Raw genomic sequence first — 24959 nt, forward strand, 5'->3', positions numbered from 1 at the left:
TCCTAAAGCTTGATGCAGCCGAAAACGATCGACAAAGGAATGGCGATGTACCCCAGGAGGAGAACAAAACCAACCAATTTGCTGACCATTCCCGTGACCGGGAGTGACTTGTCATTGCTCAGTCCCAGAGTCTGGAACAGGCTTTGGAAGCCGTGACTGACGTGCAGGAACAGGAAGAGCATACCGGCGAGATAAATAATGACCGGCAAGACACTCTTGAACCCATTGACCACCATGAAGTAGACATCGACCATGCCATGGTCACCGAGCGGAACGTAGATCTCAGGATTAGTCACTCGAACGGTGAAGTGCAGCAGGTGATAGATGACAAAAGCCAACATCACCAGGCCCGAAACGATCATGGTTTCGGCACCGAAACCTGTCTTCAGGCGTTTAACTTGAACATTCGCCTCGGGGGTTGCGGCCTTGTTCTCCAGTGTTAACTGGATCCCAAAAGCGATGTGTAAAGCAAAAGCTACCAGCATAACCAGCCGGAAGACCCAGACGAATGGTCCGAGACTGTGCAGCTTCTGCGCATAAGCGTTGATTGCGTCTGCACCGACAAACATGGACGAATTGCCCAGGAGGTGCACACAAACAAAGCCGACCAACACGATGCCGGTAACGGCCATGATGATCTTTCTGCCCACAGAACTTTGCGTCAGTTGCATGATTTTGATCCCTTACTCAATGTGTTGATGGATGAAACCCGAAAAAGACCAACTCGAAAACCGGTTGAACCAGTTCACAAAACAAAACAAGACGAGCTGCCTTGCCATGCCTACCGAGGAGGTCCTCGCCAACGACTTGACAATCCCATATTAATAGCCCTTGTCACACTGCAGCGACCAGCGATACTTCTCTCTCTCCTGATTCGCCGCACATATAACTGCATACTGTATACAAGACTTCCGTATACTAAACACCGTTTGAGAAAAAATAAAGTAAAAATTTAAAGAAAATGGCTTTATCAGTTTTCCCTCAAAACCTTACAGGAATAGTCCCTTTTCTAAGGTTCAGGGTGAACACAACAACACTAAAGATTGGAGGTGAATTTGGAGCGAAGAGCTATGTGAGGAACTCAACAATTTGTCGTAACGCCTGCCCACGATGGCTGATACGATTTTTAACATCAAGCGGTAACTCCGCCATGGTGCAGTTGAATTCAGACAACCAGAAGAGAGGGTCATAACCAAAGCCACCATCCCCCTGTAACTGTTTCAGGATATGACCCTCAACACGACCTTCGAACAGACGTGTTTGTTGACCGGGCAGACAGAGGGCCATCACGCAACAAAAAGCCGCCTGGCGTTCATTCTCAGGGACTGAAGCCATCTCCACAAGCAGTTTGCGGTTATTGCTGCAGTCAGTGGCCTCTTCACCGGAGAAACGTGCAGAATAAACCCCCGGGCGGCCATCAAGAGCAGCAACGGTCAAGCCGGAGTCATCGGCCAGGCAAGGCAAACCCGTAGCACGGGCAACTTCCTCGGCCTTCTTGGTGGCGTTGGCCGCAAAGGTGTCACCATCCTCTTCGACATCCGGAAGCTCAGGGAACTGGTCCAGGCCGAGAACACCGACACCTTGTGCTTCGAGGAGCCGACGAATCTCTTTGAGTTTACCTGCATTTCGTGTGGCGACAACGAGTTCCATCACGGTTACTTGAGGGCATCCAGCTGTAGTGTCGTCAACTCACGACAACCATGACTGGCCAACTCCCGTAGTGAATCCAGTTGGTCGGCTGTAAAAGGCTCCTCTTCTGCCGTACCTTGAACTTCGACAAACCGACCCTCACCGGTCATTACAAAGTTCATGTCAACCTCGGCGCCGGAGTCTTCAACGTAGTCGAGGTCGAGGACCGGCTGGCCCTTAAAAATTCCCGAACTGATCGCTGCAACGCTGTCTTTCAAAGGCGACTTTTTGATCAGCCCCTGCTCGAGTAGCGTTTCTACCGCGTCGGCAAGAGCAATCCAGGCCCCGGTGATTGAAGCAGTACGGGTTCCCCCGTCGGCCTGCAGGACATCACAGTCAATGACGATAGTACGTTCTCCAAGCAACTCGAAATCGACGATGGCGCGTAAAGCCCGACCGATCAGTCTCTGGATCTCCATAGTCCGGCCACCCAGCTTGCCACGAGCGGCTTCACGCCCGGAGCGGGTTTGCGTCGCACGTGGCAGCATGCTGTATTCGGCGGTCACCCAACCACGACCCTGGCCGCGCATGAATGATGGCACCTTCTCTTCAACAGAAGCGTTACAGAGGACTCGCGTTTCTCCGAAACAGATCAGCACCGAGCCTTCCGCATAGCGAGTAAAACCACGTTCGATCTTAACCTGGCGAAGCTGATTGGCCCGACGGCCATCGTGACGGGCGGGTAGAGTAGAACTCATTGATTGACTCCAGAGAAGCTATCGAAAAACGCCTGCAAACCATCAAAGAGAGCGCGGGCGAAATCCTGTTGACGAATCGGATCCTGCAAGGTGGTAAAGTCGATAGAGTTGCTCAAGCTGCCCATCTCTACCAGTACGCGAGGCAAGTCACCTCGTCCAAGGGGATAAATCGGAAGCTCTTTAATAGCGTTAACGTCAAAGCCGTTTTTCTGCAGCTTTTCACGTAACCTTTCAGCGAGCTTCAAACTGGAGTTCTCCACAACCAGACCATCGGGAACATCGCGCTCGGTTTGCGGCTGGACATAAAGATTGACGCCTGAAGCCTCTTCAGAGAAAAACGCCTGGGCATGCAAGGAGATCAACACATCAGACTGGCCCTGTGCAACAACTTCAAGCCGACGGTCCATGTCGAGAGCGTAATCTCCGTCACGCGTCAGAACAACCGGTGCATCCTGATGCATCTTCAGAAGCTTTTCCAGTCGCTGGCCGACAGCGAGCGTCACAGCCTTCTCTTTACTACCGTTCAAGCCCAGCGCTCCGCTATCCTCTCCGCCATGTCCGGGATCAATGGAAACCGTCCACTTGCTGCCATCAGCGACCGGCTCTTTCTTGCGCAACAGGAAAGCAAAGAGACGATCGAGGGGGTCCTCATTTTGTGTCGGCGCGGGAGGATTATGATTGCGATAGTGAATAGGCTCTGTCAGCAGAGGTGCCAACTGCTGCAGCAGAAAGACTTCTGAAATTTGCAGTTTGCCGTCGATAAAGCGTGGACGATGAGAGATCGGGATAAAGTTGTCACCCAACTTCAGATACTGACTCCCGGGGGATATAATGGCCCGGCCATGCGGAGTTTTAATGACATAAACATGGGCGACAGAATTCCATTCACCCTCCAAAGCGAGGGCCGCCATAACATCATCGATGGAAACAAAGGCCGTTCCCTCACGCAGGTAGACATCCTCAACCACCAGAGACTCTTCACCGGGGCGACCAATTTCAACAAGAGCACTGGCCGGCAAAACGGCCACAAGCAGAAAAATGAACAGACAGAATGATTGCAGTGTAAAGCGAGGCATGGCGCGTTTTATACTCCAGATGCGCGAGGGTGTCAACGCAGACATTTTCGAGGGAATACTAGTGATTAACCAGAAGTTCAGGTTCGCTGTGCTCCCGACCCAGGGCGGCCAGAAGACGGCCGGCCAAATCATACTCCAAGGCACCGAGACTCCTGCGCTCAGCCGGCAAAGACCGGACCTGACCACCAGCCGTCATACTATGACCACCACCGGTACCAAGACCTTCAACTATCTTTTGCATGAGAATCCCGGCATGGGTCTCCTGATGACTGGTTCGCATGGAAAGAACACCCTCTTCGTGGTAACAACCTATGCCTAAAACGATTTCTATGCCCTCAACACGCATCAGAAAATCCGCAATTTCCGCGACAATTTCAGGGTGATCAATCAAGTAAAGATTAAAAATCAACGCATTTCCATAAATCTTCGCATTCTTTATACCCGTATCAAAATACTTAAAATAAACCCGAGATGATTTTGGATGGGTGATTTCATGCAGGATGCGATTATTGCAAAGGGGCATCAGTTTCAAGTAGGCGTCACGATCCGACTTGGTCCAGTCTCGACCGAGGTCTTCTGTCTCTGACTTGATCGCATAAAAGAGGATTGTTGCCAACTTGGTGGCGATCTTGACCTCCTGAGACTGCAGATATTCGAAAAGGATACTGGCCGAAGCCCCGTATTCAGGACGAACATCAACCCAACGACTTGCCTGTGTGCACTCTTTTATCTGATGATGATCAATCACCAGATCCACTCGCCGATCAGCCGGATAAGAATTATTGCCGGTACCCGGCTGGGTATCAACCATGCAAATCGCATTAAACGTATCAAGGTCAAGATCGTCGATCGACTTTGTCTTGATCTCCAGTTCGTTAACCATCACCAGGTTTTCACGGCGACCAATAACGCCACCGAAAGCGATCGTGGCTTCCTGTCCGGTCTTAACCAGGATCAAATGTTGCAAAGCCACCGCAGCGGCAAGGGCGTCGGGATCAGGATGATCGTGGGTGACAATCAGGATTGACCCCTTGCCACGAAGTCCTTCTATAATCTCCGTAGAGAACTCTTTAGAGTGAGATTTGTTACAGTCCATTTTTGAGGTCATCGTTTCATACTTTCAAAAGCAAGAGTCACCGCTTCCTGCGGAGAACTCACTGCGACAGTTCCAGCAAGTTGTGGCCCGCCGGGCAAGACAAAGACCGGCTTGCAGAGTTTACACGCAATCGCCGCCTCGGAGAGGGTACCGTACTCCCCCTCAACAGCGATCAAAGCATCAGCAGTATGAGCAATAATCACATTGCGAGCATGGCCCATATTTGTCGGCACCGCAATTGTCACGTAAGGGTTTACATGTGCCTTGTCAGAGCCTGGCAGGACTCCAAGCACTTCGCCTCCGGCCTCGTTTGCCCCCTTTGCAGCGGCTTCCATAACACCACCGAGACCGCCACAGGCAAGAACCGCGCCCTGCGAGGCAATCTCACGACCGACAGCTTCTGCCATAACCAGGCCCTCTGGCGAAGGTTGCGAAGCACCGATAACACCGATAATCGTTTTACAACAATTGTTCATGAAGGTCTCTAAAATACAAGCAGGCGTTTAAACTCGAAGAAGCATTAAACCCCAAAAAAAAGAAAAACGCAAAACAGGACGACAGAAAGAAGGAACAGTCAGTGTCTGCGCACTCAGTATAATCATGGCTGAAGACAAAAACAAATCTGGCCGTCAGCCAGAGAAGAGCATATTATCATTTTCTGCATTAAGCCAACGGGGAAACACCAGAATTCACAAGCGACAGGGGTCATCGTGAGAAATAAACTGAGGCAACTTGCTGATTATATCCAGGAGGACTTCCCCGAAAAAATTGTGGAAGCCTTTAAATACGACGAAGACCAGACCCTGGAGAAGCAACTGGCAATCACGAGCGAGGCCATTGCCTTTCACCAGAAGCGTTCCGGTGAGCTGTGGCTCGAAGCCGGGAAGAGGACAACGTTGAGAGAAAAGCACGCGACCGCACAGGCCACGCTGGCATCCTTTCTGTTTGCGTACCTCACCGGAGAAGCAAAAGAACACAGCGAGAGTACGATTGAAACGCTAAGAGCGCTGGGCCGACAGAGAGAAGTTGACATAGTAAGAAGCCTGACAAGGCGTTGATGCGCAGCGGCTTCACCGACATGCACCCTTTAAACGTCCACAAAGCAGCAACGCAGGAGCAAAACAAAGCTGTTTGATGAACGCCCGGAATATGCGATTCTAAAACCATCATGAAAACAATAAATCAACCCGCTGAGAGCCGCATATCATCAGAGCCGGCAGAGACGCCTCGAGAACTCTACCTGCTCGATGGATCGAGCTACATATATCGGGCCTACTACGGCTACAGAGATCTTGCGACCTCGACCGGCATGCCAACCAATGCCGTCTTCGGCTTCACAAAGATGCTCCTGAATCTTCTTCAGGAGAAGCAACCCGATTACCTGGCCATCATCTTTGATCCTCCCAGAGAAGAGACCTTTCGGAGAGAGCTCTACCCAGAGTACAAAGCAAATCGGGACGCCATGCCTGAAGACCTGGCCGACCAGATTCAGTACATCAGGAAAATTCTGCAGGCACTCAATATTTCAACGATGAAAATTGCCGGCTTTGAGGCTGACGATGTCATTGCGACGCTGGCGCGACGCTATACCAGCGAAGAACTGCAGGTGACCGTCGTTACCGGCGACAAAGACTTGATGCAGATTGTCGACCAAAAGATCTCCCTGCTGGACACCATGAAGGATAAACGTTCCGGCCCCCAGGAGGTTCTTGAGCGCTTCGGGGTCCCCGCAGAAAGTGTACCAGACGTACTGGGGTTGGCCGGAGACACCTCGGACAACATTCCGGGTGTTCCCGGGGTTGGTGAGAAGACCGCAGCCGAACTGGTTCGACGCTTTGGCTCACTCGAAGATGTCCTCAAATGGAAACATCTGGTGAGTGGCAAAAAACGAAAGGAGAACCTGCAACTCTATGCCGACCAGGCCAGACTATCGAAAACTCTTGCAACAGTCCGCTACGATGTTGAGCTAGACGTTTCTCTTGACGATCTCGCAAGACAGGAACCGAACCTTATGACCTTGATACCCTTGTTGCGCGAGCTGGAGTTCGAGGCTTTGGAAATTGCTTTTACAGCACCGGCTCCGGGTGTGGTTGAGCTCTACAGTGACGGCTCGGGCACGGACTCAGGCCCCGGTGGATTTGGTGTCGTGCTGCGCTATGCAGGTCACGAAAAAGAGTTGAGTGGTTATGAACCTGAGTCGACATCGCAACGGATGGAGCTGATCGCTGCGATCAAGGGTCTGGAGGCCCTGAATAACCGCAGCAGGGTTCATGTGTTCAGCGACTCCCAGTATCTCGTCCAGGGCATGGTCAAATGGATTCACAACTGGACTCGCAATGGACGACTGGAAGAACCGGGGGCACTCGCCAACCAGGATCTCTGGAAACAGCTTGAAATTCTCTCCAAACAACATGAAATATCCTGGGAATGGGTTCGTGGGCACTCAGGGCACCCGTTCAATGAACGTTGTGACAAGCTGGCCAAGCGTGCAGTCGAAGTCAATATCAGAAAGACTGAAGAGACCCATTCACCCGAGAAGGCCGTGGCGTTCGAAGAGGCCGTAGCCGAGCCTTTACCGCCGGTCAAACAGGAATCGGTTCCGGTCAGGGAAGAGTCAGAATTCGACAGTGACGAGGATGGTCAACTACGCTTGTGTTGATACACATCTGCAATTCACAAAACAATAATCAAAAAAATCGGGGACACATCAGTGATGTGCCCCCGATTTGCCTGCATGGTGGTGTGTAAGGATCAGTCCTGCATGTAGCCAAGAGTCGCCGTCCAGAAAGACAGGTCATTGTTGGTTTTTTCGTAGATTTTCGCATTCATGATGGCGATACCAGAGATCTCAGCCAAGGCAGAGAGGAAGGTAATCTCCTCCTGGCTGTAGAGTCTCTTCTCGGCACTGTAAAGGCGGAGAACGCCAACCACACGTTGCTGGGCGATGATCGGCATGGAGAGAATCGAAGCAATCCCTTCGGCAACGGTTTCAACAGGGTATTCCAGGCGCGGATCATTGGCGGTGTCAGTAATCAGAACGGGCCTTCCGGCCAGGGTCTCGCTGATACTCTGGTCAGTGTGCGGTTGCCCTTTGGCCAGGAACGTCTCACTCAGACCAGACGTGGCGATCAGCTCAAGCTCATGGGTTGTTTCATTCCTCAGGCGCAGCGCGCTCGCTTTAACCTGCATGATGCTGATCACCTTATCAACAATCAGCTGGACAACCTCTTTGGAATCAAGAGTCGAGAGAACCGCACTGGTGATTTCATGCAGCGTGCGGAAATAGCCCAGACTCTTACTCGGATCAATCTCCTGGACGGCAGAGACGCTGAGCTCCTGGATTACCGCTTCAACCGTCGTCGGCAGGTCTACACCTATCTCTTCGAACAGGGATGCAAGCTGCTCATCCTTATCCTGATAAATCCGTGCATTGACAATCGCCATACCGCCCATTTCAGCAAGAGCCGAGACGAACTCGATATCCTCATCACTGTAATCATGAGGCTCCGCGCTATAGAGGCGCAACACACCAATCACTTTATCGCTGGCAATAACAGGCACCGACAGAACAGAAGCGATCCCTTCTGCGCGCATGGCCTCCGGGTACTGGATACGAGGGTCGCTACAGGCGTCCTTGACATAAACGACCAGCCCATCCAACACTTCAGGGATACTCTGGTCAGCATTAAGCGCGCCTTTATTCAAATAGGTTTCACTTAAACCGAACGATGAAACCTGTTTCAGGTTATGGCTCTCCTCATCAATCAGTCGCAAGCCGCCCGCTTTAATCTCCAGAGCAGCAACAGTACGTTGCACCAGAGAATCGAGAGTTTCCTGCAAGCTGCTAGCAGAAAGAATCGCCTGGGCCGTTTCGAAAAAGAGTCTGAAATATTCGTTGGTGTTGGACTGGATCATGTTTCAAGTACCTCCACAGAAAATGTAACCATTAAAGAATATCCGTTAGATTATAGTTGAAAAAACTGAAATGGGTACCCTGTTTTACTGACAGCAGGGGCTTTTATCTCCTCGACTCGGTTTTTAAAGGGGACGGTTATCTTGACAGCCGCCCCCTGGATGAATAGACTTCGGCAGACTTTTGAAGCCGGTCTGATGACCAATCAAGGAGAATAAACCTATGAACAGCTGTCCATGCGGAAGTGGCAATGATTACGCTGCCTGCTGCGAACCGATCATAAGCGGCACGAAGAAGGCCGACACAGCAGAACAAACGATGCGGGCGCGTTATTCAGCTCATGTAAAAGTCGAGGTCGACTTCATTTACAACAGCACCCATCCCAAACATCGAGAAGGCTACGATCACAAGGGAACACGCAAGTGGGCCGAGGAATCGGAATGGTATGGCCTGGAGATTGTCAGCACCAGCCAAGGTGGCCCCGAAGACAAGCAAGGGGAAGTGGAATTTATTGCCAAATTCCGCGACAAAGAAGGTCGACGCAGCCATCACGAGCGAGGTCAATTCAAACGCGAGAAGGGAACATGGCTGTTCACAGAAGGTGAGAGGGTCAAATCTCAGCCGATAACCGCAAACAAAATCGGTCGCAATGATCCATGCAGTTGTGGCAGCAGCAAGAAATATAAAAAGTGCTGCGGGTAATTATTTAACGAAACAAGAAAGGTCCAATCTATGACTCAGCAAGAGATCACCGATGCCGTAATGGCGCTATCACTCGAAGAAAAACAAGCATTCATCCTTGAAACCCTTCCCGGCCTGGCGAAGGATGCCATGGAAGACAAAACTTTTCTGATGCAGCTATTGCCTGTCTTCCTCGGCATCGTTCAGGAAAGCGGCTTGGACCTGGCGCAACTGATGCCGTTGCTCGGCTCGATGCCAATGGGTGGCAGCAAGTAAACCGGACACAAAAATAAGGTGACAGTCACCTCATTTCTCAACACAACATTTGGATGAGGTCACTGTCACCAATTTTCCCTTCATCTCCTGCATTATCAAAGTTTTCCGGCAAACCTCTTTAGCAGCAAACTATTTGTCACCACAGACACACTCGAGAAAGCCATGGCCAGTCCGGCGAACTCCGGTTTGAGGACAATACCGAAAGCCGGGTAGAGCAGGCCTGCAGCTATCGGGATGCCAACAACATTATAGAAGAATGCCCAAAACAGGTTCTGTTTGATTTTGGCAAGTGTCTTACGGCCAAGGCGGATACTACGCTCGACATCACGGATATCCCCTTTAACCAAAACCAGGTCACCGGTTTCCTTGGCGACATCGGTACCACTGCCAATCGCAATGCCGACATCAGCCTGAGCCAAAGCCGGAGCATCGTTGATACCGTCTCCAACCATACCGGTCCGTCTGCCCTTCTCCTGGTAGCGCCTCACCACGTTGAGTTTGTCGGCAGGCAAGACTTCGGCTTCAACAAGGTCAATGCCCAGTTGAGAGGCAACTGCATCGGCTGCAGCCAGCCGGTCTCCGGTCATCATGACCGTTTCCAAACCGAGCTGCCGTAATCGGGAGATTGTTTCTGCGGCCCCTTCCTTGATCGTGTCAGCCAGAGCAAGGACGCCCATCGCCTGCCCGTCCCTGGCCACATAAATCACAGACTTGCCAACCTCGGCCCAGGCGTTGACCTGATCTTGAAAAGCCGCAACGTCGATCGACTCACGTTCCATCAAGCGATGGCTTCCAGCCAGAAGCCGAGCACCATCAACCTGGCAGACCAGACCGTAGCCGCCCACTTCCTCAACATCACCAACCGACGGGTAAGTGACCGCATTGCTCTCGGCATGCTCGACAACGGCCCTGGCGAGGGGATGACTGCTGGCCGCCTCCACGGCGGCCGCGTACTTGAGCAACTCAGCGTCACTAACAGCATCTACGCTCTGCAAATCAGTCACGGAAAACGCGCCTTTGGTCAGAGTTCCGGTTTTATCGAGCAGGATCACCTGCAAGCGCGAGATGTTTTCCAAAACCGAAGCCTTTTTGAAAAGAATCCCGGCTGAAAGGCCAACGGAACTGCCCACCATAATCGCCGTTGGTGTGGCCAGGCCAAGAGCACAGGGGCAGGCAATCACCAGGACAGCAATCGCCATCTTAAAGGCAAACAGGAAGCCGGCATCGACCAGGCTGTACCAGGTGATAAAAGTCAGGGTTGAAATGACCACGACAACCGGCACAAACCAGTTGGAGACCGCATCAGCCAATCTCTGGATCGGCGCTTTATCGCCCTGGGCCTCTTCGACCATGCGCACAATCTGCGCCAGCACTGTTTCACTGCCAACCCGGGTCGCTTCAACAACCAGCCGGCCACAGGTGTTGATCGTCGCTCCGGTAACCTCGGCTCCCGGCACTTTTTCCGCCGGCAGCGATTCACCTGTGACCATCGCCTCATCAACTGCCGAAGAACCTTCCACAACAATGCCATCCACAGGGATTTTCTCACCGGGGCGGACCACCACCTGGTCACCGACCCGCAGCTGACTGGCAGGCACTTCCTCTTCCTTGCCATCCACCAGCAGCAGGGCGCGATCGGCCTGCAGGTTTAAAAGCGTTTTCAACGCCTGGCTGGCCTTCCCTTTCGCACGGGCTTCCAGCCACTTGCCGAAACGGATAAAGGTGATCAGCATAGCGCTGGTTTCGAAAAAAACTTCACCGAAAAGACCAAAGATATGAAAGAAGGCCAGCAGCGAATAGCCATAGGCGGCAGTGATCCCCATAGCGACCAGCACATCCATATTGGTCGAAAGATTTTTAAGCGATTTCATGGCGCTGCGATAAAAAGTTAAACCGGCACTGAACTGAACCAGAGTCGACAGACCACAGATGAGATAGAGAGTTGCGGAACCGAAAGGGGTGAACCACATCAGCGGCATGATCGGCAGTGACAGGCTGGCGGCAAAAATCAGCCAATAGAGTTGTCTGCGACCTTCATGCAGATCTTCGGAATCTTCGGCGGCAGCGCGATACCCGAGAGCGTCGACCTTGAGGATCAGATCAGTGCTTTGCACGAGATTGGGATCATAGCTAACAGAGAGTTTTTCGGCAGCAAAGTTGACAGTGGCCGAAGAGACACCAGGCATTCTGGCGAGGCCTTTTTCAATGGTTTGCGCACAATTGGCGCAAGTCATTCCCTGCAAGAAAAATGTACTCGTGCGTTTTTTTTCCATCTTGACGGAATTCTCGGGAGCACGGTTCTCTGCTGTCTCAGCTTCATCCTTGGCAATAGGTGCCACGACCTGAAAGCCCGTAGCGACAACGACACCCAGCAGCTCTTCGCGACCAGGGCCTCCACCCACAACCTGAACTCGACCCTGTTGCTCTTCTAACGAGACCACAACCGCACTCACCCCGTCCACCGCCTGCAAGGCCGCAGAGACCTTGGCAACACACTTTTGACAGCTCATGCCGTAGATCGGCAAAGTGATTTCAGCTTTTGTGGTCAAGAATCAAACCTCCGGACCGAATGATCCCTCTTGAGGTTTCCAGAGCCAGGCCAGCAGGCTGGTTAAGAAGATGGCCAAGGCGAGTCGCAGACCAAGCATGACAACAGCATCGCCGCCTAAAACAACAAAGATCAAAACGTCTTCAATCACAGCATGGCAGGTGGCCAGAAAGAGTCCCGTAAGAAAAAGCTCGCGCTTATCCATCTGCCCGGTAGCCGCCGAACGAATGATAATGCCAGCGCCATAAGCGATGCCGAGGAATATCCCGGTAAAGAGCGGCAGAACAGCAGATTTTCCCAAGCCAAGACAACGCATAGCCGGTTCGGTCCGTGAACCGAGGTCACGAAACACTCTGACATAACGCAGGACTTCAAAGGCTGCTACCAGTGGCACGACTATGATTACCAGCTTACCACATAGCATCAATCCGCCGAGGATGGCCTCATAGAGGATCGTCATCATCCTGCCACCCCCAGGACCTGCATGCCGAACATCAACCAGCCGGCCACGGCCGCAAGCAGAATGCGGCAGAGAGTCAGAACGCCACCACGGGCACCGGTACTGCTTAACACACCGCCTTCAAGGACCAGGTTATGGGCGATGCCCATCATGACCCCGCACTGGGTAACCTGCCATGGCGTCAGGTCAAGGGGTGCCAGAACCGCAATAGCGGCGTAGAGGTTGATCAGTCCCCCGGCGATAAAGGCAAAAGCCGTTGCCCCAGGCAGACCGAACAGTTCCATGAGCGGAGCACACCAGACCCCCAGACTGTCGAGCAGACCATAGGCTTTGCAGAGGTCGACAATAATATAGAGCGGCAGGACAAACTTGATCATCTTAAAAACCGTCCACCAGCCTTCGATGGCCCCAAAACGAATACGCTGCAGGATTGGCGGAACCTGTTCCTCTGTTATTTCCATATTTTAAGCACTCTTCCTAGTGATGTTGACATATCCAAAGCCCAGTCCTATAGTGACGGCCATGAGAGCAATTTTCCTGGCAGACGCGCACCTTTGCGAGCCCTCCGATCCGAACTACCATGCCATGCTGGCCTTCCTTAAAGATCAGTGCGGCAAAACGGACACGCTGGTTCTGCTTGGCGACATCTTCGAATTCTGGATCGGCAAGGCAAGCGTGGTTGAAGCCTACGTGCCTGTCATCGATGCCCTCGAGAGAATGCACCAGCAAGGCACAAAACTGGTTTACGTGGAGGGCAACCACGACTTCCACCTGGGGCCGATCTTTACCGATCGGTTAGCTTGCCAGGTTCTGCCTGAGGGCGGCAGTATTGAGCTTGACGGCAAAAAAGTGTTCCTCGCGCACGGCGACCTTGCCAACCCCGCAGACAAAAGCTATCGCCGCCTGCGCACCTTTCTGCGCAGCGGTTTGATACGCACTCTGCTCCGTTTCGCGCCAAACAGCCTGACCATGGCTATAGCGACCCGGGGCAGCTACAACAGCCGGAAGAGTGTGGGGGAAAGGCGCAGTCGCTGGCCGGCTCGCGAAATCTTGCGGCCCTACGCTGAAGCAATTCTTGCCGAAGGTTACCAGGCTCTTGTCACCGGTCATTACCATCACCCTTTTCACGAAAAACTGGGCGATGGAGAACACATCGCCCTGGGTGACTGGATCACGCAATTTTCCTACGCAGTCTACGAAAACCACGCCTTCAGCCTGAAGACCTACCCGGTCGACACCAACCCGTCCAATTCTGTATCCTGATCGCCCGATTCTTCGACCCTTAAGACCAGATCTCTTAACGTCATATCAGCCAGCGCCTCACGCTCGGCCCGTTGCAAAGTCTCTTCTAGGCTGGCGACCATCCCACGTTCAGGACTCTGACGAAGGTGGCTGTAGTCTGTACCGTCAACGGCCAAACCTCGAATCACATCGTGCAAGCGGATCTTTTCCAGAGCCCGCGCTGGCTGGTATCCGGAGCCATCGATTTCCTGTGTCGTCTCCACAACAAAACCGAGACGCGTCAACTCCTCAAGAATTGTCCGTAAAAGACGAGGGGGGACATCAAGATGCGAAGCCAGGTCCTCTTGACCCAGAGCCGGTTTGCCGGCGTAGAAGCGCCGGGAGACAAAGAGAAGCACCGTCAGAGCAATAAACTCGATACTGGCGAAACTAACCCTCTGGCCCCTGAGATCCTGACGAATAGTCCTCAGGTTCTGCGTGGCGTAGGTCATTTCCAGGCCCAGGAGAACGATCATCCAGGAAAGATAAATCCAGATCATGAGGATTGGCAGGGCCGCCATAGTTCCGTAAATAGCGTTGTAACGGGCCACGCCAACCTGAAAGTTAAGATAACCCCACTGGCTCAGTTGCCAGAGTGTACCACCGAAGACTCCACCGATCAGGGCAGCTCGTGGGCTGACCTTGACGTTCGGCATAAAGAGATACAGCCCGGCAAACACCAGCCACATCACCATAAACGGTAAGATTTCGAACATGAAGAGTAAAACCTCTCCAAGGTATTCGTACTTAATCAGGGTTATCACCAGCTGCTGGCTTTTCAAAGTACTGGTCATGGAAATTGCAACCACCACCAACAACGGACCAATGGTGACTACCGAGAAATAATCGGTAAAACGTCTCAGCATAGGGCGTGTTTCCACAACTCCCCAGACACGGTTAAATGATTTTTCGATATTGGACAAAAGAGTCAGTACGGTAACGATCAGGAAAATCAGGCCATAACTGCCCAGACGGGCAACATTGGTGTTATTGATGTATTCAACGATCTTGGTGACTGCGGCGCCACCACCAACGGCCAACTGCTCGAGGAGGAGTGGTTCAAGTTCATTTTGCACACCAAAACCCTTGAGAACCGAAAAGACCAACGCCAGTAGGGGAACAAGTGACAAAAGAGTCGTAAAGGTCAGCGCCGAAGCCCGCAACATACAGCCATCAGCAATGAAACCACGGACCACAATAGCCAGTATCTGCCCCTGATTAACAAGAAACTTTTGCCACCAGGGCTTGTCAACCGCATCCATTTCCCACAGCTCATGCTCCAGGAAATTACGGCTTCGATCAATCAGAGAATGTAATGCGCTCAAGAGAACCTCACTTTTCCAGAAAGCCGTCAGGGAGTCTCATTCAGGTCGACTTCGATGACGGGCAAGCCGAACTGTTTCAGCTCATCGCTAAATTCTTCCGGGTTGCCCACCAGCACAATCTGCTGCCTCGAGGGGTCAATAAATTCCTGTGCCACCCGCTGCACATCGGCAATCGTCACAGCGGCAATCTTGTCACGATAGTCAGCGAGGTAATTCGCCGGATACTCGAAAAATGCCAGAGACATCTGTTGACTGACGACCGAATGGGTGTTTTCAAAACCGAAAACGAAGGAGTTAATCTGGCTTTCTTTGGCAAGCTGCAACTCCTCATCAGTGACCGGGGTGTCACGCAAATCGTTCATGATTTCTCGCGTCAGACTGAGCGCCGGAACAACAGACTCATTCTTGGTCTCAGTGCCCGCAACAAAAGGTCCGGGTAAACGTCGACCGACTTGAAAATAGGAGTAGGCTGAATAGGCCAGACCTCGGTTTGAACGGATCTCACGCATCATGCGTGAATTAAAACCGCCGCCACCGAGGATATAGTTAAGCACCCGGACAGCGTATTGATCGGGATTCTCTTTACTCAAACCCAGGTCTCCAATAAGGATGGAGGTCTGCGACAGGTCCTTGGCCGCCAATTGAATCAGGCCGGCATCAGGGGCCTTAACCGGAGGCAGTTGCTGTTCGGGGACATGACCTTGAGGCCAATCGCCCAGTTCCTTATTGAGGGCCTCCAGCAGAGTGTCTCGATCGAAGTCACCAGACACGGCAATCCAGAGGTTGTTCGGTGCAAAATAAGTGTCATGAAAATCAACCAGATCCTGTCTGGTGATTGCCGCCAGGCTTTGCTCGGTTGCGGTTCTGCCGAGATAATGACCCGGATAGAGCGCCTTCATCAGGAGTCGTCGGGAGATGGAACCGGGGTTGTCGTTCTGACGCCGCAGATGCTCCTGCGCCTGGAGTCGAGCCAGTTCGAGTCTTTCTGAGTCAAAGCCAGGACGTAACAACAGATCACTCAGTATGCTCAACCCTGCGGGGAGATCTGCTGACCGTAAAGAGAGATCCAGCTGGGACGAATAGGTGTCCATACTGGAACTCAGGTTAGCTGCCAGGAAGTCAAGGTATTCATCCAGGGCTTCAGGCGTCCGGTCGCCCGCACCACCACTGCGCCAGACGCTGCCAAAGAGATCATCGAACCCTGTCTTCTCCTCTGCAGAGCTGATCCCACCAGAACCGATCATGGCTGTTACTTGCACCAGGGGCAACTCATCATCAGCCTTGAGGTAAAGACGAATGCCGTTGTCCAGAACCAGAGTTTCCACTTCAGGGAGCTGGAACGTCAGATCGGGATATTCAAGCTGCTGGTAAGAGGTTGGCAGAGGCGCGCCGCACCCGGAGAAAACCAGAGCAGAGGTCATGCCGACCAGGCACAGTTGTAGCTGGCGAAGATACATCATAACGCGTCCTCCCGCTTCAGAACGACAACCGTGCGGTTGGAGTCTGTGAAATAAGTGTTCGCGACAAGCTTGATATCCTCAACCGTCAACTGTTCGATTTCACGTTGATAATTCGAGACATAGCGCCAGTCTCCGGCAAGAGATTGATAGCTGGTGAGTAGCCGGGCAAGGCCTGAGTTACTTCTGAGTTGACGTAACTGGTCGGTCAACAGGCGGTTACGGACCTTATCGAGCTCGGCCACCTCGACCAGCTCCTGCTTGAGCTTATCCAGCTCAGCGTAAACGGCCTCCTCAAGCTCAGCCGTGGTGTGGGGATAACGTGGGACGGCATCGATCACAAACAGGTTGGCATAGCGCGAACCCGGCGCGCCATACACGGAGACGGAGGTCGCCAGTTTCTTCTCTTCAACCAGGGACCTGTAAAGTCGCGACGTCCGACCGTTGCCGAGGATCTGATCAATGAGGTCAAAGGCGTAATCGTCCTTATGCGGCATGGTCGGCTTGTGCCAGGCCATGGCGAGACGCGGTTCGGCATCAAAGATATCGATCACCCGTTTTTCGCCATTCTGTTCCGGCTCAATAGCCGATACATTGGGAACCGGGGTGCCCGGTTGCAGGTCACCAAAATAGCGTTCCACCATGGCGATAGCATCGTCGGCCTTGACGTCACCGACCAGCGCGATCACGGTATTGACCGGAGCGTAATATTTCTGCAGAAACTCACGGGTCTTTTGCGGACTCAGGTTGGCGATATCGGAATGCCAGCCAATGATCGGGTTACGATAGGGGTGCACAGTAAAGGCATTGGTCACCAGCGTCTCATAGTGGCGCCGACGAGGATTGGTGTCGTAGGAACGCCGCCGCTCTTCGCGAATAACGTCTCGCTCGGTGTAAAACTCACGTAGGACAGGGTTCTTCATGCGATCCGACTCGATCAGTGCCCAGAGTTCCAGCTTGTTAGACGGCAGGGAGATCAGGTAGGTCGTCAGATCCTTGCTGGTAAAAGCGTTATAACCGACGCCGCCATTCTCAGAATAAATATTCGAGAAAACATCTTTGACCACGTACTGCTTGTGCTCGGCCTGCAGAGCTAACAGCTCTTCCTTAAGGGCTGTAACAGCGACCGGATCGGCATCAGTCTGCAGACGCAGGGCATCGAGCCTGCTGCCGACAACTTCTATTTTCTCAAGGAGAGGTTTTTCTTTCTCGTAGTCAGTAGTGCCCAGGGTCTTGGTGCCCTTGAACAACATATGCTCGAGCAGATGAGCGACGCCACGGGTCTCGCTGGTTTCATGCACCGAACCGACCCCGATGGTGATATAGGCGGAAACAACCGGGGTGTCATGGCGTTCGACCACCAGTAGTTTGAGGCCGTTGGCAAGTTGATGCTCAACCACCTTCTCCTCAAGGGAACTACTCGCCAAAGCAATACCGGCAGAACCGAGCAGCAGCACCCCAAAAAGTAAATATTTCAAGCCTTTGATCTGTCTCATTTTTATTATGTCCTATCTAAATTATTTCATTAAGTTATCGTACATTATAACCATGTCGTCTCGCCCGGTCGAGCAAGACATTACGTTTTTTAGATGTATCACATCTTTGCAGGAAAAAACCAGAATTCGCAGCGAGCGATCTATCGGTCCAGATTTTGACAAAGGGTCTGTCTGCTGTTTAACTTCATACACATTTAAACTGTATCAACATGGGGAGACAATATGAAGCGCATAGCAGTACTGACCAGCGGCGGCGATTGTTCCGGAATGAACGCAGCGATTCGCGCCGTAGTCCGTTCAGGGCTAAGCAATAACCTGGAAGTGATCGGCATTCAGAAAGGTTATCAAGGGCTGATTGATCAACAATATGAGCTGCTGACAACCAAATCGGTGAGTGGCAAACTACAGGTCGGCGGAACGTTTTTACAAAGTGCCCGCTGTCTGGAAATGCTCGAAGAACCAGGTCGCAGACAGGCAGTCAAAACCCTTGAAGAGATGGGGGCTGAAGGGCTGGTTGTCATAGGCGGCGACGGCTCTCATCGCGGCGGCTATGAACTGCAAAAACGCGGCGTGCCTGTGATAGCGATCCCGGCCTCTATTGACAACGACATCCCCTTTACCGACATGTCCCTCGGGGTCGACACGGCCCTGAATAATATCCTGCACGCCGTCGATTGCCTGAAAGACACCGCCTCATCCCACGACCGCACCTTTGTCGTTGAAACCATGGGCCGAGACTGCGGCTACCTCGCCCTCGTCTCCGGTATTGCCTGCGGTGCCGAGTACGCCCTGATTCCAGAATCAGCCTACGACATCGACGAGATCAGCAAACACCTGTTGCAGCGTTTTCAGGAGGGTCGAGACAACTCGATTATCATGGTCGCGGAAGGAGCGGGCAAAGCCCAGGACATCGCCGACCAGATCAAGGATCGTATCGGCTTTGAAACACGCATCATGGTGCTTGGCCATTATCAGCGCGGAGGCTCGCCTTCTTCTTTTGACAGACTTTTGGCCGCCCGCTTCGGCGTGACCGCAGTAGAGGCGCTTCTTCAAAGGACATCAGGGAAAATGCTGGGGCTTGGCTGCGGAGCGATTATCCAGACAGATCTGGAGAAAACTGTTCAGGCCGGTCGCAGAAACATTGATGAGACTTTGCTCAAGCTGGCGGCGACTTTGGGGATTTAACTCACGGCCACAGCAGTCTGACCCAAAGCAATACCCCCATCATTAGGCGGAACCAGTGAGTGGGTCAGGACCTGAAAACCGGACCGCTCAAGACGGGTTAAGGCCAGTTCGGTGAGCAGGCAATTCTGAAAAACCCCTCCGGAAAGAACGACCAAAGAAAGGCCGGTTTGCTTGCGAACTTGCGAGCAGACCTCCTCAATCATCATGGCAAGAGAAACATGGAAGCGACCGCCAATCTCAGCAACAGGTCTACCCTCTGAACAGTCTTTTACGATCGCATCAATCATCAGCAAAGGATCAAAGATCAATCGCTCTTCATGGTCAGACAACAAGTAGGGATAAGGTTTTGACTGGAACGGGTCAGAGATCATCTCCAGTTGCATCGCCGCCTGCCCTTCGAAGGAAACTTTCTGTCTCAAGCCCAGCAGAGCGGCGACCGCGTCGAAGAGCCGGCCACAACTCGAGGTCAGCGGCGCATTGATCCCCTTCAGCGTAGCCTGGCCAACCAGACGCAACTCATTGTCGGAAACACCTTCGAAAGCATTCACTTCTTCAGGGATTTCACCGTAAGCTGCAAGCAGGTAACTCAAAGCCATTCGCCAGGGCTCTTTGGTGGCCAGATCGCCTCCCGGCATCGGTTGGTAGCGAAAATGCCCGGCCCTTTCATAATGGCCAAGATCGCCAACCAGAAATTCACCGCCCCAGATATGGCCGTCGTCACCGTAGCCGACACCATCAAAGATGATACCGATAGCCGGCTCTTCAACGCCATGTTCAGCCAGGCAGCTGGTGAGATGAGCATGGTGATGCTGAACGGCAACAGGCTCCAGACCACTCTCTTCCAGGGCATAACGGGTCGAATAATAATCAGGGTGCAGATCATGGGCGATCTTTTCCGGTTGCACTTCGAGGATCGACTGCAGATGAGAAATCGTCTGTTTGAAAGATTCGTAAACGTCCAGGTTCTTGAGATCGCCGACGTGCTGACTCAAAAAAGCCCGGTCACCACGGGTCAGGCAGAGGGTGTTCTTCAACTCTGCGCCGACGGCAAGGACCGATGGGGCCTCACGGGGCAAAGCGATTGCACGCGGCACAAAACCCCGCGAACGACGCAAAAGCAGCGGCCTGTCAGCCATCACCCGGGCGATCGAATCATCGGTGCGGGTGTGGATGCGACGGTTATGGACCAGAAAGGCATCTGCAATTGTCTTCAGGCGCCGACAGGCCTCATGATCCTCAAAGGCAATCGGTTCATCGGAGAGGTTGGCGCTGGTCATAACCAGCACCTCAAATTCATCCTGCAACAGGAGATAATGTAACGGCGTGTAAGGAAGCATGACCCCGAAGTAACGGTTGTCAGGAGCAATGTTTTCGGCGAGATTGTGATCTTCCCTCTTCTGCAGCAAAACGATCGGCCGTTCAATGCCCAGCAACAAGCGAGCTTCGTCATCACCGATCAGAGCCAGTCGTTCAGCCACTTCAAGGCTTCGAGCCATCAGGGCAAAGGGCTTTTCGTCGCGTTGTTTGCGTCGCCGAAGTTCCTGAACCGCATCAGGGTTAGTCGCGTCAACAGCGAGATGGTAGCCACCCAAACTCTTGACAGCGACTATCTGGCCATTTCCAAGGCGACGGATGGTCTCATCAAGTGGATCTTGAACTTTTAAAGATTGACCCTTTGCATCAAGCAACTGCAGCTGCGGGCCACATTCAGGACAAGCGTTCGGTTGCGCATGAAAGCGCCGCGACGCGGGGTTTTCGTATTCACTTTGACAGGCCGTGCAGAGGGGGAAATCGGCCATGGTCGTTAAAGGGCGATCGTAGGGGATGCCGGTCACTATGGTGTAGCGCGGACCACAGTTCGTGCAATTGATAAAAGGGTAGCCATAGCGACGGTCCTCAACATCAAAGAGCTCTTGCAAGCAGTCGTCGCAAACAAAGGTGTCCGGCGAGATCTGGGCGCGACGTGTTTCATCTACGGCGCTCTGCAAAATGGAAAAACCGACACAGCCCTTGAGCGCAACAGTTTCGGTATAAATATTTTGAATAACTGCTAAAGGCGGCTTTTCGTTCTGGATTGCGGCAAGAAAAAGGTCAAGGACTTCAGGCTCGCCCTCAACTTCGATCGTCACACCGCGAGTGTCGTTGCATACAGAGCCTGCCAGAGCAAACCGCTCAGCCAACTGGTAGATAAACGGGCGGAAACCAACACCCTGCACAATTCCTTCGATGACGATCTTTTGTCTTTGCAAGTGAGTTCTTCCAGACAATTCATTATTGTTTAAAGAGGAAACAATTAGTATACGCAGTAATCATACTCGATAACAGCTGAAGAATAACCCGTTTGGCGTTCGATATCCAAGGCACTTTGTTGAAAAATAAATGTATGCTAACAATTGAATCTAAGCTATGATTAAAATATACGTTCCAAGTTGCCTATAGATAATTGAAAAATTACATCATTTTGTGAATTCTTTTAATGTCAACTTTTCACACAGGGGTTCTCCATGAAAAAGATATGCACCCTCGTTCTAGCTCTCTTGTTGGCACTTATTTTCACGGGACTAGTTCAAGCAAAAGACGGGATGAAAAAAAAGCGGGTTAGACCACACCTCTATGGTCGAGTCATTATTGACAATTACTCCACCAACATAGGGCTTGCCCCAGTAGCTTTTGACCATTGGCTACACCGTGCCAATGCGACCTGTCGATTATGTCACGTAGACATCGGTTTTGCTATGGAAGCGAATGGCACTGAGATTACTGCTTCTGACAACATCCGCGGGTTTTTCTGCGGCACCTGTCATAACGGCAAGGTCCAGTATGATGGCAAGTCTCTTTTTAGCGCTTGCTCAGAGGAATCATCAAATCTGAAAATCGAAGAATGTCAACGCTGTCATAACAATGGTGAAACTCCGGACCTCGAAGAGAAGTTTTATAAATTTTCGGCCAAACTCCCCAAAGAGCGCAAAGGCAATGGTATTAACTGGGAGCAGGCTGAAGCCAAGGGGCATATCTCACCGATTGATTACATCGAAGGGCTTTCAGCAGAAGGTATGGACCTTGCCATTGTTGACGACTTTGCAATCACATCAAAGATTGAGGGTATGCCTGACATTATTTTCTCGCATGCCAAACACACGGTCTGGAACGGCTGTGAAGTTTGTCATCCAGACATCTTCATGGGCGTACGTCAAGGGGCAACGACCTACACTATGATTGATCTTTTCCAGGGGAAATATTGCGGCGTCTGTCATGACACAGTCGCGTTCCCGCAATCTGATTGTAAAAGATGTCACACAAAACTTTAAAACTGGTTCTTTTCATTTTAATCGCAAGTGCGGTTCTCCTTACCCAACCTGTTTGGTCGCGAGGGTTTTATGCCCTCCTGCCGATGTTGCCACCTGAAGAGTATGGGAATATTCTCATCAACCGGACCTCAGAGCAAGAGAAAGTCCTTCCGGCGTCATTCTCTCACTGGACACATCGGCTGAGGTACACCTGCGAAGTGTGCCATACAGAGCTCGAGTTCAGCATGAAAGTCAACACTACCGAGATAAGCCATGAAGAATTGAAGAATGGCCGCTATTGTGGAGCATGCCATAACGGCACAACCGCCTTCAGCCATCAGCAGGACTGCATCAAATGTCATAATAACGACAATTCCTACGTCAAAGATCAGTTCGTCTACTTCGGAAAAAAACCATTCCCGACAACCGAGTATGGAAATACTATTGACTGGACGCAGTCGCTCCAACGAGGGCTGATATCGCCACGCCGATACTTGAGGGAGGAGCCCACTGTCATGGATTTTGACAGGACGATTGAACTGACAGCCGAGATGAGGAGAATCCCCCCTGCATACTTCTCCCACAAATCTCATCTTGACTGGATGGGTTGTGACATGTGCCACCCGGAAGTGTTCAACATCAAGAAAAAGGGGACTGAGAATTTCAGCATGAGAGAGATTTTGAAGGGCAGGTTCTGCGGTGGCTGTCATCTCAACGTAGCCTTCCCCATCGACGACTGCAACCGGTGTCATCCAGGGGTGAGGGCTTATTAAAATGAGCAAACGCAGAATCTTTGTCCGTGCGTGTCTATTTATATTTTTATTCAGTCATTTCATTTCATTCGACTGTGTTGCCGGTCGCCTGACATTCAACCTTCACGCTGAAGAGATCCCTTCCAGCGAGGCCTGGAAAGACGAATTTTCAGATATAAGCTCAAAGACTGTCAACTCCATGGCCCTCTCAACTGAGACTCTTCAAGCCCTCGTGGAGAGATGCGACAAACTTCAGCCTGTCATTGAGGGCCTGGAAGCGACACCCCGTAAGATTTATCTAAAAAGACTCATGAAATCGAAATCAATTTTTATTTTTGTCATTGAATCACGCAAAGATGTTCCAAACAAATGAATGCAATGAAGCCTGAAAAGAAAAAAGCACCGAAGCATCATATATGGCTATATAGAAACTTATTGCTTGTTTTTATCAGTGTGGCGGTCTTGACTCAGTCGGTGTGGGGACTGGAAACGGCGCAAGTCATGAATGACGCTGCACAAGGTGACGAGAATGCGGCCTACTTCCTAGGAACGATGTACCAAACAGGATCGGGTGTCTCTCCCGATTGCGACAAGGCCTTGAAATGGACAGAAAAGGCCGCCCTGCAAGGACATACACTTGCACAGAGCCATCTGGGCATGATGTACAGTAAAGGTTGCGGAGAGAAGCTCAAAAAAAACCTCTTTGAAGCCTACTATTGGACCGCTTTGGCCGCAAAACAAGGGTTACAGTTCGCCAGAGAAAATCTCAAAAAGTTAGAAGGGCAACTCCATCCTTATTTGATCGCGGAAGCACAAAAAAAAGTTAAGGATTTCAAGCCTGACAAATAACATGGGGCGGCCATAAATAACGAGATTATCGCCAACCAGCCAACCATGTTTATAAAGCTGAGAGCGTAAAAAAGGCAGGACTATTTTTAACCTCAGACAGGCTCGATAATCGGTTCCGTCTGTTCCGCGATGATATCACCAATCAACAGATTAGCGACAAGTTCCGACACGACTTGAAGGGTCGCTACTGTCAAGCGATCAAACTTGATAGCCATTCCCTGAGACGCCACAGGTCCGCCACCATTTTGAGTTTTGCCATAGATCACCGTGCCACCGACCTGCATTGTTTCACCGGAAGGCAACGGCAGATCAATCTCGACATGGGAACCCTTCGCAAATTGCTCTCGCATGCACAGAAAGATACCGCGCTCCGAAAGTGTAACACTAGAAACGGCGTAAAGATTGCCCTGATGATGCAAACCGACTGTCTCTGCAAATGGCGCGCGCAGATAGCGACGACGGCCTCCAGAATACAGATCACAGCGCTGGATGGCCTTGTGCAGTCGCCGCAGATCCACCGGTTTGTCCAGCACATCAATACAGCCGAGACTTAAAGCCTCCCACTGCTTGTTCTTATTCTGGTAACTGGAAATCATGATGACTGGAAGGTCTGCCAGTTCGCTATCACCACGAATGACATGCAAGGCCTCAAGGCCATCCATATCAGGCATCATCATATCCATTGTAATCAGGCTGGGACGGGTCACCCGCGAAATTTCAATGGCTTCAGCAGTATTGTTAACCGGCAGGACCTCGAGATTCATGCGGTTAAGCAGAAGGGAAAGGTACATAAGGAATGGTTTGCTGTCATCAACGACAACGGCTATCGGTCGTGTTTCCATGAAAACCCCAACAAATTCATCAATAAAAAAACCCATCTTTGACCAGCG

General features: G+C 51.8%; 24 protein-coding genes. 9 read left to right on the forward strand and 15 right to left on the reverse strand.

Annotation, left to right across the window (positions count from 1 at the left end; translation table 11 throughout):
- Positions 1 to 2 precede the first annotated feature (2 nt).
- From P9J64_14500 to P9J64_14525, 6 genes are all read right to left on the reverse strand, one after another.
- Complete coding sequence (locus P9J64_14500) at positions 3 to 671, reverse strand: succinate dehydrogenase cytochrome b subunit (GenBank protein ID MDG5469538.1); 669 nt, start codon at positions 669 to 671, stop codon at positions 3 to 5.
- 397 nt (positions 672 to 1068) lie between these two features.
- A complete protein-coding gene (locus P9J64_14505; protein MDG5469539.1) occupies positions 1069 to 1653 on the reverse strand; it encodes an XTP/dITP diphosphatase in 585 nt (194 codons plus the stop codon).
- A gap of 2 nt (positions 1654 to 1655) precedes the next feature.
- Positions 1656 to 2387: a ribonuclease PH gene (gene rph, locus P9J64_14510; GenBank protein MDG5469540.1), complete on the reverse strand. Its 732-nt coding sequence runs from the start codon at positions 2385 to 2387 to the stop codon at positions 1656 to 1658.
- Complete coding sequence (locus tag P9J64_14515; protein ID MDG5469541.1) at positions 2384 to 3463, reverse strand: N-acetylmuramoyl-L-alanine amidase; 1080 nt, start codon at positions 3461 to 3463, stop codon at positions 2384 to 2386. The genes rph and P9J64_14515 overlap by 4 nt, the downstream gene beginning before the upstream one ends.
- Before the next feature lie 58 nt (positions 3464 to 3521).
- Entirely contained in the window at positions 3522 to 4559 is a 1038-nt protein-coding gene (locus P9J64_14520) for a DHH family phosphoesterase (GenBank protein MDG5469542.1), read from the reverse strand.
- Between the two features lie 8 nt (positions 4560 to 4567).
- Complete coding sequence (locus P9J64_14525; protein ID MDG5469543.1) at positions 4568 to 5035, reverse strand: TIGR00725 family protein; 468 nt, start codon at positions 5033 to 5035, stop codon at positions 4568 to 4570.
- A 234-nt stretch (positions 5036 to 5269) separates the two neighbouring features.
- On the opposite strand from P9J64_14525, the gene P9J64_14530 reads away from it, so the two are divergent.
- Entirely contained in the window at positions 5270 to 5617 is a 348-nt protein-coding gene (locus P9J64_14530; GenBank protein ID MDG5469544.1) for a hypothetical protein, read from the forward strand.
- 110 nt (positions 5618 to 5727) lie between these two features.
- Positions 5728 to 7218, forward strand: a complete 1491-nt coding sequence (rnhA, locus tag P9J64_14535; protein MDG5469545.1) for a ribonuclease HI — start codon at positions 5728 to 5730, stop codon at positions 7216 to 7218.
- Positions 7219 to 7310: 92 nt separating this feature from the next.
- On the opposite strand, the gene P9J64_14540 is transcribed toward rnhA, so the two are convergent.
- Positions 7311 to 8474, reverse strand: a complete 1164-nt coding sequence (locus P9J64_14540; protein ID MDG5469546.1) for a GAF domain-containing protein — start codon at positions 8472 to 8474, stop codon at positions 7311 to 7313.
- A gap of 220 nt (positions 8475 to 8694) precedes the next feature.
- Between P9J64_14540 and P9J64_14545 the strand changes: the two genes are divergently transcribed.
- Both P9J64_14545 and P9J64_14550 read left to right on the forward strand, forming a co-directional pair.
- Positions 8695 to 9174: a YchJ family protein gene (locus P9J64_14545; protein ID MDG5469547.1), complete on the forward strand. Its 480-nt coding sequence runs from the start codon at positions 8695 to 8697 to the stop codon at positions 9172 to 9174.
- Between the two features lie 30 nt (positions 9175 to 9204).
- Entirely contained in the window at positions 9205 to 9429 is a 225-nt protein-coding gene (locus tag P9J64_14550) for a hypothetical protein (protein MDG5469548.1), read from the forward strand.
- A gap of 95 nt (positions 9430 to 9524) precedes the next feature.
- Here the strand turns inward: P9J64_14550 and P9J64_14555 are convergent, their stop codons facing one another.
- The 3 genes from P9J64_14555 to P9J64_14565 are packed head-to-tail and all read right to left on the reverse strand — an operon-like array spanning position 9525 to position 12898.
- Entirely contained in the window at positions 9525 to 11978 is a 2454-nt protein-coding gene (locus tag P9J64_14555; protein ID MDG5469549.1) for a heavy metal translocating P-type ATPase, read from the reverse strand.
- 3 nt (positions 11979 to 11981) lie between these two features.
- On the reverse strand, positions 11982 to 12440 hold the full coding sequence (locus tag P9J64_14560) for a nucleoside recognition protein (protein MDG5469550.1): 459 nt from the start codon (positions 12438 to 12440) through the stop codon (positions 11982 to 11984).
- Entirely contained in the window at positions 12437 to 12898 is a 462-nt protein-coding gene (locus P9J64_14565) for a nucleoside recognition protein (GenBank protein MDG5469551.1), read from the reverse strand. The genes P9J64_14560 and P9J64_14565 overlap by 4 nt, the downstream gene beginning before the upstream one ends.
- A 61-nt stretch (positions 12899 to 12959) precedes the next feature.
- On the opposite strand from P9J64_14565, the gene P9J64_14570 reads away from it, so the two are divergent.
- Positions 12960 to 13700, forward strand: a complete 741-nt coding sequence (locus tag P9J64_14570; protein MDG5469552.1) for a UDP-2,3-diacylglucosamine diphosphatase — start codon at positions 12960 to 12962, stop codon at positions 13698 to 13700.
- Here the strand turns inward: P9J64_14570 and P9J64_14575 are convergent.
- Genes P9J64_14575 through P9J64_14585 form a run of 3 tightly spaced genes read right to left on the reverse strand, consistent with a single transcriptional unit; the run spans position 13661 to position 17996 of the window.
- Positions 13661 to 15043, reverse strand: coding sequence for a YhjD/YihY/BrkB family envelope integrity protein (locus P9J64_14575; GenBank protein ID MDG5469553.1), 1383 nt, complete (start codon positions 15041 to 15043; stop codon positions 13661 to 13663). The genes P9J64_14570 and P9J64_14575 overlap by 40 nt on opposite strands.
- A gap of 26 nt (positions 15044 to 15069) precedes the next feature.
- A complete protein-coding gene (locus P9J64_14580; GenBank protein MDG5469554.1) occupies positions 15070 to 16503 on the reverse strand; it encodes a pitrilysin family protein in 1434 nt (477 codons plus the stop codon).
- Positions 16500 to 17996, reverse strand: a complete 1497-nt coding sequence (locus tag P9J64_14585; protein ID MDG5469555.1) for a pitrilysin family protein — start codon at positions 17994 to 17996, stop codon at positions 16500 to 16502. Before P9J64_14585 ends, P9J64_14580 begins: the two co-directional genes overlap by 4 nt.
- A 222-nt stretch (positions 17997 to 18218) precedes the next feature.
- On the opposite strand from P9J64_14585, the gene pfkA reads away from it, so the two are divergent.
- Complete coding sequence (gene pfkA, locus P9J64_14590; protein MDG5469556.1) at positions 18219 to 19181, forward strand: 6-phosphofructokinase; 963 nt, start codon at positions 18219 to 18221, stop codon at positions 19179 to 19181.
- Here pfkA and hypF read toward each other — a convergent pair.
- Positions 19178 to 21430, reverse strand: coding sequence for a carbamoyltransferase HypF (gene hypF / locus P9J64_14595; protein ID MDG5469557.1), 2253 nt, complete (start codon positions 21428 to 21430; stop codon positions 19178 to 19180). The genes pfkA and hypF overlap by 4 nt on opposite strands.
- A gap of 333 nt (positions 21431 to 21763) precedes the next feature.
- On the opposite strand from hypF, the gene P9J64_14600 reads away from it, so the two are divergent.
- The 3 genes from P9J64_14600 (at position 21764) to P9J64_14610 (ending at position 24069) form a co-directional block, all read left to right on the forward strand.
- Positions 21764 to 22489 (forward strand): cytochrome c3 family protein, encoded by a 726-nt coding sequence (locus tag P9J64_14600; protein ID MDG5469558.1) that lies wholly within the window; start codon positions 21764 to 21766, stop codon positions 22487 to 22489.
- Positions 22471 to 23241: a cytochrome c3 family protein gene (locus tag P9J64_14605; protein ID MDG5469559.1), complete on the forward strand. Its 771-nt coding sequence runs from the start codon at positions 22471 to 22473 to the stop codon at positions 23239 to 23241. Before P9J64_14600 ends, P9J64_14605 begins: the two co-directional genes overlap by 19 nt.
- A gap of 348 nt (positions 23242 to 23589) precedes the next feature.
- Positions 23590 to 24069 carry a tetratricopeptide repeat protein gene (locus P9J64_14610; GenBank protein ID MDG5469560.1) on the forward strand — a complete coding sequence of 160 codons (480 nt, stop codon included), beginning with the start codon at positions 23590 to 23592 and terminating at the stop codon, positions 24067 to 24069.
- Positions 24070 to 24161: 92 nt separating this feature from the next.
- Here P9J64_14610 and P9J64_14615 read toward each other — a convergent pair whose 3' ends face one another.
- The gene (locus tag P9J64_14615; protein MDG5469561.1) at positions 24162 to 24947 is read right to left on the reverse strand and encodes a response regulator; all 786 of its coding nucleotides are present in this window, start codon (positions 24945 to 24947) and stop codon (positions 24162 to 24164) included.
- Positions 24948 to 24959 lie beyond the last annotated feature (12 nt).

The sequence above is a fragment of the Deltaproteobacteria bacterium IMCC39524 genome (assembly GCA_029667085.1).
In the GTDB taxonomy this organism is placed as follows: Bacteria; Desulfobacterota; Desulfuromonadia; order Desulfuromonadales; family BM103; genus M0040.